Source organism: Oceanobacillus iheyensis HTE831 (assembly GCF_000011245.1).
Lineage (GTDB): Bacteria > Bacillota > Bacilli > Bacillales > Amphibacillaceae > Oceanobacillus > Oceanobacillus iheyensis.
In genome coordinates, this window is sequence record NC_004193.1 from 1,499,016 (window position 1) to 1,512,351 (window position 13,336).

Here is a 13,336-nt window from a genome sequence, read left to right on the forward strand (position 1 = left end):
AGAAGAATTAAAGTGGGTGTTGAAATGTTTGAGCATTATAGTGTATTAAAAGAAGAATCAATTAAAGGATTAGCAATTAAGCCAGATGGAATTTATGTTGATTGTACAACTGGTGGTGGGGGACATTCTCTGGAAATAGCTTCTAGACTAAATGAGAATGGTCAGCTATTCGCATTTGATCAAGATAAGGATGCTTTAGCTGCTGCGAGAGATAGATTATCTACATATGCAGATAGAATTGTATTTGTGCAATCGAACTTTCGTGGTTTAGAAGAACAGTTGAAAAAGCATGGAATTGAACAAGTAGATGGTATTTTATTTGATTTAGGTGTTTCCTCTCCTCAATTGGACAGAGGGGATAGAGGTTTCAGTTATAATCATGACGCTTTGTTAGATATGCGAATGGATCAATCGCAGCATCTTTCAGCTTATGAAGTTGTCAACGAATGGTCATACGAACGTTTGGTTTCTATTTTCTTTTCATATGGGGAAGAGAAGTTTTCTAAACAAATCGCCAGAAAAATAGAAGCTTATCGTGAACAACAGGATATTAAAACGACACATCAATTAGTAGAGATAATTAAAGATGCAATACCAGCACCAGCTCGGAGAAAAGGGGGGCATCCTGCCAAGCGTATCTTTCAAGCGTTGCGTATTGCTGTAAATGATGAATTGGAGGTATTTAATAATGCCTTGCATCAAGCAGCTAGGCTTATAGCAGTGAATGGCAGGATAGCAGTAATAACTTTCCACTCTTTAGAAGATCGGATATGTAAGCAAGCTTTTAAAAAATGGAGTACAGATAAACCTACACCTAGGCATTTACCGATAGTTCCTGAGTCGCATCAAGCTCCATTTAAATTGGTGACAAGGAAACCTATTACAGCAGATACTTCCGAATTAGATGAAAACCGTAGATCGCGTTCTGCGAAGTTAAGAGTTATCGAAAAAGTAAGTGAATGGGATCATGAATTTACGTATGAAGAAGGGTGGAGAAAATAATGAGTGTAAATCATGCAACGAAATGGGAAACAAATACGCAGTATCGTCCGGAAACACAACCGCAAACCGTTGTTAAAAAAGTAAAGCGAACTAGATGGATCACAAAAGGCGAAAAAGTGATTTATGCGTTCGCGGGAGTTTTAATGCTGGCTTTTGCGGTATATATGGTTTCGTATTCTTCTTCAACGGATACATTAAATCGTGAATTACAACAGATTGAACAGAGTGTAAACCAACAGAAGATTGCGAACGAAGGTTTAAGTTTTGAAAAAGAAGAGTTATCCCGCCCAGAACGTATAATTAATATTGCTGAAGAGAACGGTCTAAAAATTCAAAATACAGAAGTGAAGCAAGTACAATCGTTCAACAACTAGGCAAGGGGAATACAAAATGAAAAAACATAGAACGACGCATTTTATGTCTAGTATATATATGATTATTTTCGTGGCATTATTTTTAATAATTACAGGAAGATTCATGTATATCCAAGCAACTGGTGAAGTTAGTGGAGTTCAATTAAATGAATGGGCTGATAAACAACGAACTGCATCATACACCATGAATTCAGAAAGGGGAAAGATTTATGATAAGAATGGCATGGTCCTTGCCTATGACCGCCCAACTTATCGAATGTACGCGATCCTAGATGAAGCTTATTCTGAAAATGCTGAGGAGCCATTACATGTTTCAAACGCAGAAGAAACTGCTAAGAAATTGGCTCCTCTTTTAGGTGTTGAGGAAGAGGAAATACAAGAACCTATACAGAACGGACTTGACAATAATCGATTTCAAGTAGAATTTGGGAAGTTTGGAAAACAAATTTCCAAGCAAGTAAAAGATGAAATTGAAGATTTGAATATTCCAGGCATTAATTTTGAGGAAGAACCGATGCGTTATTACCCTAATGGAATGTTTGCATCCCATATTATCGGTTTTGCACGAGAAGAAGAAAAGGAAACGGATGAAGGTGTGGAACATACCATTACAGGAGTTACTGGAATGGAAGATGTCATGAATGACATCTTAGGCGGCAAAGATGGTTATATTTCATATCAAAGAGATCTGTATAATAAAAAATTATTGGATCCAAGTGAAGTTATTCAGTTGCCAGAAGACGGAGACGATATTTACTTAACGATAGATCAAAAGATACAAACTTTATTAGAAGATGTAATGACACAAGCAGATGAGAAGTATAATCCGACTAAAATGAATGCGATTATAATGGATCCAAAATCAGGTGAAATTGTTGCAATGAGTTCTCGTCCAAGCTATGATCCGAATAATCCAACCGATGTAGAAAATTGGTACAATGACCCAATATCTACTCCGTTCGAGCCAGGCTCTACGATGAAAATATTCACCTGGGCAGCAGCTATAGAAGAAGGAGTATATAATGGTTCTGAAGGATTTAAATCGGGAACATATCAGCCGAATGAGAAAATAAGAGCAATTGGCGATCATAATAATGGTGAAGGATGGGGGACGATTTCTTATGATGAGGGATTTGAACGTTCTTCGAATGTAGCAGCTTCGAAATTATTATGGGAAAAATTAGATTCAGAATCATATTATGAATATCTACAAGCATTTGGTTTTGAGGAACCAACTGGAATTGATCTCCCAGGGGAAGCTGTAGGGAAAATATCGTATAATTGGCCGTCAGATAAGTTGAGAACGGCTTTTGGACAAAGTTCAACGGTAACCCCTATACAGCAAATGAAAGCAGCATCTGCGATTGTTAATGGTGGGAAAATGGTTAAACCCTATGTAGTAGATAAAGTAGTAGATTCAACATCAGGAGATACTATCTCAGAAACAGAGCAAGAGTATGTAGGTCAGCCAATATCTGAAGAAACGGCTGAACAGATGAAAAAATTAATGTCATCTGTGGTCAATGGGGAACACGGAACAGGAAAACCGTATCAATTAGAAGATTATATGGTTGGTGGTAAAACTGGTACTGCAGAGATTCCAAATCCTGATGGTGGCGGGTATCTCCAAGGGAGAGAAAATTATGTGTTTTCTTTCATGGGAATGGCGCCAATAGACGATCCTCAATTAATGGTATATGTATCAATTCAACAACCTGAGTTAGAGCCGGATGAGTCTGGTTCAACACCACTCTCGTTTATATTTAAAAATGTAGTAGAGAATAGTTTGCATTACATGGATATTAATCCTGAGAAGAATGAAGCTCCAGATATACAACAGATGGAGATGCCAGATGTTGTTAATAAATCGACTTCAGAAGTAGAAGAAGAAATGACAGAAACAGGATTAAATACGATTGTGGTTGGGGAAGGTTCTAAAGTGGTCTCCAGCAGTATTGAAGCTGGGGCATCTGTTCTTCCAAATGAAAAAGTTATACTGATAACTGATGAACCGACTATGCCGGACATTAAAGGCTGGTCTCTTCGTGAGGTAATGACCTTAGCTAATTTATTAGATTTACAAGTAGAAAGTTTTGGTTCAGGCTATGTTACGACTCAAAATATTGATGTTGGAAATCCGTTGCAATCTGGAGATTATTTAGGAGTTGAACTAGAGGGACCGAGCTCTACCGATGACGAGGAAGAATCTTCAGAAGAAGAAAATGAAGAAGAAACAGGAGAAGACGAATCTGAGTAAACGATGGAAAGGACAAACAGTGTTCTATTCAAAATTCTTTATTCATATAGTGGATACAAAGTAGCCCAAGAAGGAGTTGGCTTATGAAACGTGTATCTACTGTTACGATAAAGAAAAGAATAGTCACTGTTTTTCTTTTGGGAGCATTGATTATTGCGGTTATTATTGGTCGCTTAGCCTATGTACAATTTGTTCTCGGTGATGATTTAGCAGGACAAGCAAATGAATTATGGACAAGAGATATTACCTTTGCAGCGGAACGAGGGTATATTCTTGATTCAGAAGGAGAGGTTTTGGCGGAGAATGTCACTGCTCCAACGGTAATAGTTATGCCAAGACAAATCACGAACCCAGAACAAACAGCCACACAGCTTGCAAAAATATTAGATGTTCCTCAGGATCGTGTGCATGAAACAATCACGAAGAATACATCAAGTGTGATGATACGTCCAGAAGGCATTAAAATAACAGACAAGCAGGAAAAAGCGATTCGGGAATTAGATTTATCTGGAGTTTATTTAGCTAAAGATTCCAAACGGTACTATCCGAACGGGGATGATTTATCTCATGTACTTGGTTTTACTGGAATTGATAATCAAGGGCTAATGGGATTAGAATTGTCTTATGATGATAAATTAAAAGGAGAGAATGGTAGTCTGTCACTTTATTCGGATGCAAAGGGAAGGAAACTAGAAGAATTAGCAGATGAATACAATCCTCCAGTGGATGGGTTGAATTTGCAGACTACTATTAACACAAAAGTGCAAACGATTATTGAGAGAGAGCTCGATAAAGCAACAATAAAATATAACCCGGATGGTGCACTAGCTATTGCGGTAAATCCAAAGACAGGTGGCATATTAGGGATGTCATCACGCCCTAATTTTGATCCGGAGAACTATCAAGATGTTGATGCCTCTATTTTTGGAAGAAATTTACCAATTTGGAGCACTTATGAGCCAGGGTCTACGTTTAAGATTATTACATTAGCTGCAGCATTGGAAGAAGGAGCAGTAAATTTAGAAGAAGATCGTTTCCATGATGATGGAGATATTGAAGTTGGTGGTGCTACAATTCATTGTTGGAAAAAAGGTGGGCATGGCGATCAAAGTTATTTAGAGGTTGTCCAAAATTCATGTAACCCAGGTTTTGTTAATCTTGGTCAACGGCTAGGGACAGAAAAATTATTTTCTTATATAGATGCTTTTGGTTTTGGGAAGAAGACAGGAATAGACTTACAAGGAGAAGGAAACGGGATACTATTTCAACCTGAAAATGTAGGTCCTGTTGAGTTAGCGACAACTTCATTTGGACAAGGGGTTTCAGTTACACCGATTCAACAAGTAATGGCGGTGGCGGCAGCTGTAAACGGTGGATACTTGTATAAACCATACATTGCGGACGAATGGATAGATCCAGTGAATGGAGAAACTGTAGAAAAGTACGAGCCACAATTACAAAATCGAGTTATTTCTGAGGATACCTCTGAGGAAATAAGATACGCATTAGAGAGTGTTGTAGCACAAGGGACAGGACGTCCTGCATATGTTGATGGTTATCGAGTAGGCGGGAAAACCGGTACTGCTCAAAAGGTAGGACCTAACGGGGGGTATATGGAAAATAACTACATTGTCTCATTTATCGGCTTTGCTCCAGCTGATGATCCAGAAATTGTGGTATATGTTGCAGTTGATAATCCAAAAGACACCTTACAATTTGGAGGTGTTGTAGCTGCTCCAATTGTAGGTACAATTATTGGTGATAGTTTGAGAGCAATGGAAGTCGAGCCCACTACAGATGGGTTAGAAAAAGAATATTCGTGGCCGGATCAACCGAAAGTGGAAGTACCAGACTTAATTGGTGAGTCTACCCAAAAATTACCTGAGTATCTAGTTGATTTAAGTGTTGTAACCAATGGAGAGGGAGATACGATTATAGAGCAATCACCGAAACCAGGAACAATGTTAGAATCAGGTTCCACTGTTAGAATCTATTTAAGTGATGAAAATGAATAATGAAAATCATCGTTAAACAAGAAAAAATTTGCTATAATAGGAAGGTCAAATGGAATGAAAAAGAAGAGTACTTACATCTTCTTCCTACTAAAAAAAGAAAGTACCTAAATAGTATTAATTAGAAAAAAGGTGTATATGATGGAATTAAAAAAATTACTAGAATGTCTTACATTTTATAATGTGAATGGTGAAGTGGAAAATTGTGAAATTACTTCACTAGAAATGGATTCGAGAAAAATAACTAGCGGAAGTGCATTTGTATGTATCACGGGATTTACTGTGGATGGACATGATTATGTAGATCAAGCGGTGAAAAATGGAGCATCTGCAATATTTACTAGTAAACCTTTAATGAAGGAATATGGGGTTCCAATCATTCAGGTGGAGGATACGAATCGCGCACTTGCGATGCTTGCAGTGAAGTATTATGATTACCCAACCAAACATTTTCCGCTTATCGGTGTTACTGGAACAAACGGAAAAACAACTGTTACTTATTTGTTAGATAAAATTTTTGAATATCATCAGAAAAAAGCTGGAGTAATTGGAACAATTCAAGTGAAAATAGGGGAAGAGACCTTCCCTATTGTAAATACAACTCCTAACGCACTTGAGCTACAAAAAACATTTCATGTAATGCGTGAAAAAGATGTGAAACAGGGTATCATGGAAGTTTCCTCTCATGCGTTAGATATGGGAAGGGTATATGGATGTGATTATGATATTGCGGTATTTACCAATCTTTCCCAAGATCATTTAGATTATCACCAAGATATTCAAGATTATTTACGTGCGAAAAGCTTGTTGTTTGCTCAACTAGGTAATGGCTACGACAGTGAAAAAGAAAAATATGCAATCATTAATGATGATGATTCATCAAGTCATTTATTAAAAAGAAGTACTGCACAACATGTCATAACGTATAGCTGTAAAAAAGAAGCGACTATTATGGCAAAAGATATTGAACTTACAGCATCTGGTATTCGTTTTAAATTACATTCCCCTCTAGGTAACATCACAATTCAAAGTAGATTAATGGGAATGTTTAATGTTTATAATATGTTAGCTGCAAGTGCGGCAGCTATCGCATCGAAGGTTCCATTGAACGTCATCCAACAAGCATTAGAATCAATAGAGGGAGTAAATGGCAGGTTCGAACCAATTGTCGAAGGACAAAATTATTCTGTAATTGTGGATTTTGCACATACTCCAGATTCATTAGAAAACGTCCTACAGACAATAAAGGACTTTGCAAAACGAAATGTATATGTGGTCGTAGGATGTGGTGGAGATCGAGATCGTAAGAAAAGACCTCTGATGGCTGAAGTGGCGTTGAATTATGCGGATCATGCGGTGTTCACTTCTGACAATCCGCGTACGGAAGACCCTCAAGCAATATTAGATGATATGACTGCTGAACTAGATGCAAATAGTGGTAGTTATGAGGTTGTGGTAGATCGTAAAGAAGGAATTGCTAAAGCAATACAATCTGCTCAAAAAGATGATATTGTTTTAATCGCTGGAAAAGGTCATGAGACATATCAAATTATTGGACATACGAAATACGATTTCGACGATAGAGATGTGGCTAGAAATGCAATTAAGCAGAAAGGGGAGTGAACCTATTGTTATTTACAGTACAATGGCTGGCGGAATTATTTCCTAAACATCAGGGAAAAATAAGTACAGACATTACTATACAGGAAGTAACTCGTGATACAAGAGAACCAAGTTCCAACTCCCTATATATTCCGATTGTTGGAGAAAGATTTGATGGACATAATTTCATTTTTGATGCAATTAAAAATGGTGCGATCGCAACATTATGGGATAAGTCCATTCCTTTGCCCAGTGAATGGGACAACTCCTTTCCTGTATTTTTCGTAGAGGATACGATTTTAGCTATGCAACAGTTAGCTAATTCCTATCTTAGATCTGTTAATCCCACTGTAGTTGGTGTTACGGGGTCTAATGGTAAGACCACAACGAAAGATTTGATTACGTCGGTGGTAAAGACAAGCTATAAAACAACAGCTACACAGGGTAATTTAAATAACCATATTGGATTGCCACTTACTATTTTATCGATGCAACCTGATACTGAAGTACTCGTACTTGAGATGGGTATGAGTCAGTTTGGAGAAATTGAGTTATTAAGTAAAATAGCGGAACCAGACTACACAGTAATTACGAATATTGGTGAATCTCATATTGAAAATTTAGGTTCCCGAAAAGGTATTGCAAAAGCAAAATTGGAAATAATTGAAGGAATAAAGTCAAACGGTAATTTATTTATTGATGATGACGAGCCTTTATTAGCGAAAGAAAATATAGATATGGATGATTCGCAAATAATTGGAATTGGCTTTACGAAAGAAAGTGACATTAACATTTCGAATGTAAAAGTGCATCCTGATCGTACTACATTTGAAGTAACGGATAAACCATATCATGTTAATCTGCTCGGTGAACACCATGCAAAGAATGCAGCATTCGCCATTTCTATTGGGAAAGCTCTAAATATTTCACATGAGAATATACAATTAGCTTTTAATAAGCTAGAAGTTACTGGAATGCGTTTTGAACTTGAAACAGGGATTAATGGTGTCCATATCATAAATGATGCATATAATGCCTCTGCCACTTCCATGAAAGCGTCTATTCAAGTAGTTAAAGAAATGGAAGGTTTTCAAAATAAGGTATTAGTGTTGGGGGATATTTTAGAGTTAGGTACATATTCAGAACACTATCATCGTTCGATTGCCGAAGTTATTGATTCCCGAATTTCAGAAATTTATACTTATGGAGAGCAAGCTTTTTATATTTATGATGAAATTACAAAGCAACATCCTAAAGTAAATGTACATTATATAAAACAACGAGAAGATGTTGTTCCGTCATTAAAGGAGCATTTAAATAATCAAACATTAATATTATTTAAAGCTTCTAGAGGAATGAAGTTTGAAATGTTTATTAAAGAATTACAGCAGTAATCGAACATCTAGTTACTTAGTTGGACGGTTTAATAAGTGAGGAGGAAATGAAGTGGACTTAACTGGATTATTAATAACAATAGTTGTAGCATTTCTCATTACCGTTCTTCTATCTCCTATTTTTATACCATTTTTAAGAAGATTAAATTTTGGACAAAGCATTAGAGAAGAAGGACCACAGTCACATCAAAAAAAGACAGGAACACCTACGATGGGTGGGCTGATGATTATATTTAGTATAATCATCACGTCACTTATTATGGCAAGCAGAACGGATGAAGGTATTAATTATCAGGTGTGGTTATTGATTTTTGTATTATTTGGATATGGATTATTAGGCTTTTTAGATGATTTTATAAAAGTTGCAATGAAAAGAAATCTTGGACTAACTTCTAAACAAAAATTATTCGGCCAAATAATAATTGCACTCGTCTTTTATTTTATTTTAAGAAATCAAGGGTTTTCGACAGTCATTTATGTGCCGGGGACTGAATTACAATTTGATATTGGTTGGTTTTATGCCGTATTAGTTATATTTATGATGGTTGGTGCTTCCAATGCAGTCAACTTAACGGATGGATTAGACGGGCTATTAGCAGGAACCGCAGCCATAGCATTTGGAGCATTTGCTATCATTGCTTGGTATGGAATACCTGATCATGTAGTAGCCGTGTTCTCCTTAGCAGTAGTAGGTGCTTTACTTGGCTTTTTAGTTTTCAATGCACATCCTGCAAAAGTATTTATGGGTGATACAGGCTCATTAGCTCTTGGTGGAGCAATTGCTGCAATATCTATTTTATTGAAATTAGAAATTTTACTGATTATTATAGGCGGAGTTTTTGTAATAGAAACATTGTCTGTAATTATTCAAGTGATTTCATTTAAAACAACTGGTAAACGTGTATTCAAAATGAGTCCATTACATCACCACTATGAACTATTAGGCTGGTCAGAGTGGCGTGTAGTCACTACTTTTTGGTTGGTAGGTTTATTGTTTGCTATGCTTGGTGTTTATATTGAGGTGGGAATGTAATGAATGTACTTACAAATTTTCCTTATCAGCACGTACTTGTATTAGGATTAGCTAAAAGTGGCACAGCAGCGGCAAACGTTTTATTGCAAAATCATATACAAGTTACAATAAATGATGGCATGGCAACATTAGAAGACGCAACTGTACAGAAATTACAAACAATGGGAGCAGAATTAGTATTAGGCTCACATCCAATTTCTGTGCTTGATGGTAAAGATCTCATCGTAAAAAACCCAGGTATTCGCTATGATAATGTAATTGTAGAAGAAGCTCAGCGCCGAGGGATACCTGTTATATCAGAGGTTGAACTAGTTCATTACTTAACAAACCAGCCTGTTATTGGAATTACTGGATCAAATGGAAAAACGACAACAACAACATTAATTACAGAAATGCTAGATCGAAGTAATGTATCTGTAAAAGTGGCAGGGAATATTGGAGTAGTTGCAACAGAAGTAGCTTCTTCGTTGCAATCTGATGAAAAGATGGTTATGGAATTATCTTCTTTTCAGTTACAAGGAATAGATCAATTACAATTTTCAACTGCTGTCCTATTAAATTTATTCGAAGCACATTTAGATTATCATGGTTCTTTTGAAAATTACGTCGAAGCGAAATGTAATATATTTAAAAGTCAAAACAAACATGATTATTTAATTTATAATGCTGACGATGATAATGTATCTGCTGCAATTAAAACTGCAGAGGCTACAAAAGTGCCGTTTTCTAGTTCACGACCGTTAGCAGATGGTGCATGGATGGATGATGATTTTCTATACTATAAAGATGAGAAAATTATAGCTATTCGAGACATAGTACTTGTAGGTAAACATAATATGGAAAACATATTAGCTGCTATTGCTACTGCAAAATTAAATGGTGCTACTAATGAAGGGATTGTACAAGTGTTAACAACATTTTCAGGAGTAAAACATCGTTTGGAATTTGTAGGTGTTATAAATGGGCGTTATATTTATAACGACTCAAAGGCAACGAATATATTAGCGACTAAAAAAGCGTTAGCAGCTTTTAACAAGAATGTGGTTTTACTAGCAGGTGGTTTAGATAGAGGAAATACATTTGAAGAATTAATTCCTTATTTGCATCATGTTAAAGCGATGGTCGTATTCGGAGAGACAGCAGGTAAGCTTAAGGATGCTGGTGTTGCTGCAAATATACCAGTAATTGAAAAAGCGTTAGATGTTCAACATGCAGTAGAGGTTGCATTTGCTCTAACGGATGAGCAGGATACTATATTATTGTCACCAGCTTGTGCAAGCTGGGATCAGTACAAAACTTTTGAAGAAAGAGGAGACATGTTTATACAAGCCCTGCATAGACTGAAGTAAGGGGCTTGTACACATGAAAATTCCAATTATTGTTACACCCCTTATTCTGAACTAAAGATTAGGGGTGTTTTTCTTTGTTGAATAAACTAAAAGAGCAGCAAAAGCCAGATTATATATTATTAATTATATTATCCATACTACTTATGGCTGGAATTGTAATGGTCTTTAGTTCTTCTTATATATGGTCAGAGTATAAATTTAATGATGCTTTTTATTATTTAAAACGACAAGCTTTATTCGCTGGTGCAGGTGTAGCTGCAATGATATTTTTTATGTTTATTCCCTACTACACGTGGAAAAAATATGCAAAAATGATTTTATTCATTTGTTTCATACTACTTTTACTGGTATTAATTCCAGGGGTAGGGATGGTTCGTGGTGGTGCGCAAAGTTGGATTGGCATAGGGGCATTTAGTATTCAGCCTTCTGAATTTATGAAACTTGGATTGATTATTTTCTTAGCATCATTACTTTCGGAATATCAAAAGTATATTACTTCATTACGAAAAGGTTTCCTTCCATGTTTATTATTAATTTTTACAGCTTTTGGATTAATTATGTTACAACCTGATTTAGGGACGGGTATGGTTCTTGTATTAACTTGCATGATTATGCTGTTTGTAGCTGGTGCAAATTTAAGTCATTTTTTCGGATTAGCAGGTATTGGTGTCATTGGTTTTATAGGGTTAATTGCTTCAGCTCCATATCGAATTAATCGTATTACTGCATTCTTGAATCCTTGGGAAGATCCATTGGGGCATGGATTTCAAATAATACAATCTTTATACGCAATTGGACCTGGTGGATTAATGGGATTAGGATTAGGAAATAGTTTGCAAAAATATTTTTATTTACCGGAGCCGCAGACGGACTTTATATTTGCAATTATTGGAGAAGAATTAGGGTTTATTGGAGGAGCAATGATAATTATATTATTTTTTCTTCTGCTTTGGAGAGGAATTAAAATAGCACTTGAGGCTCCTGATCTATTTAGTCGTCTATTAGCAGTGGGGATTTCTTCCATGTTAGCTTTGCAAGCTATGATTAATATAAGTGTGGTAATAGGGTTGATTCCAGTAACCGGTATTACTTTACCGTTTTTGAGTTATGGTGGATCTTCTCTTACATTAACATTATGTTCGGTAGGAATTCTACTAAATATAAGCAGGTACTCCAAAAGTATGGAAAGTAAATAATTGGTTAAAAGTAACTATATATAGAAAAACTTCATATTCTATGTGATGTACACTACATCTAATGGTAGGTTTTGTGATATAATTTCTGTAAATAGAAGAAATGGCACAAAACCTACCATTTTTATATTTAAAATGTTGATAAAGGAAGAAATGGAGATGAGTGACAAAAATGTTGTTTCAATAGAGGATCGTATTCCCAAATTGAAACATGCAAGAAAAAAGAAAGCCAATAGACGTCTTATATTCTATCTATCTATCTTTTTTCTTCTAATTGCTGTTGTTGTTTACTTGCAATCTCCATTAAGTCATATACGGACGATTGAAGTAAATGGAAATACGTTTTTAAATGAAGAAAAAATTATTAAATATAGTGAGTTAACAACCGATACGAATATATGGACAATTAATACGAATTCTGTTGAACAAGCAATTGCGAAAGATCCAGTCATAAAAAACATTCAAGTAGACAGAAAATTCCCCTCTACAGTTACGCTGGAGGTAGAGGAACAACCAGTGATCGGTTATATTAATGATGATTCGAATTATCTTCCTATTTTAGGAAATGGTGAAATTTTGGATGATAGTAATCAAGGTTTTACTGGTAATGCGCCCTTTTTACAGGGATTTGATGAAGAACAATTGAAGCAATTAGCAACGGAAATGAAAGATGTCCCACAAAGTATTATGAGTCTGATTTCTGAAATTCATTGGGTCGAAAGCGAAGATGATAGCAATAAAATTATGCTATATATGAATGATGGATATACCGTAATAGGATCACTGAGAGAAATAAGTAATAAAATTTCAGTATATCCTTCCATTGTCTCCCAACTAGAACCAGAAGATGAGGGAGTTATTCATATAGGCGTGGGTGTATATTTTGAATCATATCAAGATGATCAAGATGTGACCGAGTTAGAGGTGGATGAAACATCCGGTAATGATTCTGAAGATGGATCCGAAGAGGATTAACATCAAAATAAAGTCACATAATTGTTTTTATCTACGAAACCTATATTATGTACCATTTTTTTGGAAAATGAAAAAGGGTTATGACCGTTAAATGTTGAATAACCTATATATATTTTATTTTTTCATTGAAATATTTTAAAATAGT

The 13,336-nt window shown here is 35.8% G+C and carries 10 protein-coding genes; all 10 read left to right on the forward strand.

Annotation, left to right across the window (positions count from 1 at the left end; genetic code table 11):
- The first annotated feature begins 24 nt into the window (after positions 1 to 24).
- The 10 genes from rsmH to OB_RS07635 all read left to right on the forward strand — a co-directional run bounded on the left by rsmH (position 25) and on the right by OB_RS07635 (position 13,191).
- On the forward strand, positions 25 to 1,002 hold the full coding sequence (rsmH, locus tag OB_RS07590) for a 16S rRNA (cytosine(1402)-N(4))-methyltransferase RsmH (RefSeq protein WP_173338114.1): 978 nt from the start codon (positions 25 to 27) through the stop codon (positions 1,000 to 1,002).
- On the forward strand, positions 1,002 to 1,376 hold the full coding sequence (gene ftsL / locus OB_RS07595) for a cell division protein FtsL (RefSeq protein ID WP_011065864.1): 375 nt from the start codon (positions 1,002 to 1,004) through the stop codon (positions 1,374 to 1,376). The genes rsmH and ftsL overlap by 1 nt, the downstream gene beginning before the upstream one ends.
- Before the next feature lie 16 nt (positions 1,377 to 1,392).
- A complete protein-coding gene (locus tag OB_RS07600) occupies positions 1,393 to 3,633 on the forward strand; it encodes a penicillin-binding protein (RefSeq protein ID WP_011065865.1) in 2,241 nt (746 codons plus the stop codon).
- Positions 3,634 to 3,716: 83 nt separating this feature from the next.
- Positions 3,717 to 5,648, forward strand: coding sequence for a stage V sporulation protein D (locus OB_RS07605; RefSeq protein WP_011065866.1), 1,932 nt, complete (start codon positions 3,717 to 3,719; stop codon positions 5,646 to 5,648).
- A gap of 138 nt (positions 5,649 to 5,786) precedes the next feature.
- On the forward strand, positions 5,787 to 7,268 hold the full coding sequence (locus OB_RS07610; protein ID WP_011065867.1) for a UDP-N-acetylmuramoyl-L-alanyl-D-glutamate--2,6-diaminopimelate ligase: 1,482 nt from the start codon (positions 5,787 to 5,789) through the stop codon (positions 7,266 to 7,268).
- A 5-nt stretch (positions 7,269 to 7,273) separates the two neighbouring features.
- Positions 7,274 to 8,641 (forward strand): UDP-N-acetylmuramoyl-tripeptide--D-alanyl-D-alanine ligase, encoded by a 1,368-nt coding sequence (gene murF, locus OB_RS07615; RefSeq protein WP_011065868.1) that lies wholly within the window; start codon positions 7,274 to 7,276, stop codon positions 8,639 to 8,641.
- A gap of 52 nt (positions 8,642 to 8,693) precedes the next feature.
- Positions 8,694 to 9,674: a phospho-N-acetylmuramoyl-pentapeptide-transferase gene (gene mraY / locus OB_RS07620; RefSeq protein ID WP_011065869.1), complete on the forward strand. Its 981-nt coding sequence runs from the start codon at positions 8,694 to 8,696 to the stop codon at positions 9,672 to 9,674.
- Complete coding sequence (murD, locus tag OB_RS07625; protein WP_011065870.1) at positions 9,674 to 11,023, forward strand: UDP-N-acetylmuramoyl-L-alanine--D-glutamate ligase; 1,350 nt, start codon at positions 9,674 to 9,676, stop codon at positions 11,021 to 11,023. Before mraY ends, murD begins: the two co-directional genes overlap by 1 nt.
- 74 nt (positions 11,024 to 11,097) lie before the next feature.
- Positions 11,098 to 12,219 carry a stage V sporulation protein E gene (gene spoVE, locus OB_RS07630; protein ID WP_081427510.1) on the forward strand — a complete coding sequence of 374 codons (1,122 nt, stop codon included), beginning with the start codon at positions 11,098 to 11,100 and terminating at the stop codon, positions 12,217 to 12,219.
- Positions 12,220 to 12,375: 156 nt separating this feature from the next.
- Positions 12,376 to 13,191: a cell division protein FtsQ/DivIB gene (locus OB_RS07635; RefSeq protein WP_011065872.1), complete on the forward strand. Its 816-nt coding sequence runs from the start codon at positions 12,376 to 12,378 to the stop codon at positions 13,189 to 13,191.
- Positions 13,192 to 13,336: the final 145 nt, after the last annotated feature.

What these genes read in the sequence shown, in the direction of transcription:
- OB_RS07635 (WP_011065872.1), top strand. Translation starts at nt 12,376, where the DNA reads ATGAGTGACAAAAATGTTGTTTCAATAGAGGATCGTATTCCCAAATTG.
- OB_RS07610 (WP_011065867.1), top strand. Translation starts at nt 5,787, where the DNA reads ATGGAATTAAAAAAATTACTAGAATGTCTTACATTTTATAATGTGAAT.
- rsmH (WP_173338114.1), top strand. Translation starts at nt 25, where the DNA reads ATGTTTGAGCATTATAGTGTATTAAAAGAAGAATCAATTAAAGGATTA.
- murD (WP_011065870.1), top strand. Translation starts at nt 9,674, where the DNA reads ATGAATGTACTTACAAATTTTCCTTATCAGCACGTACTTGTATTAGGA.
- OB_RS07600 (WP_011065865.1), top strand. Translation starts at nt 1,393, where the DNA reads ATGAAAAAACATAGAACGACGCATTTTATGTCTAGTATATATATGATT.
- OB_RS07605 (WP_011065866.1), top strand. Translation starts at nt 3,717, where the DNA reads ATGAAACGTGTATCTACTGTTACGATAAAGAAAAGAATAGTCACTGTT.
- ftsL (WP_011065864.1), top strand. Translation starts at nt 1,002, where the DNA reads ATGAGTGTAAATCATGCAACGAAATGGGAAACAAATACGCAGTATCGT.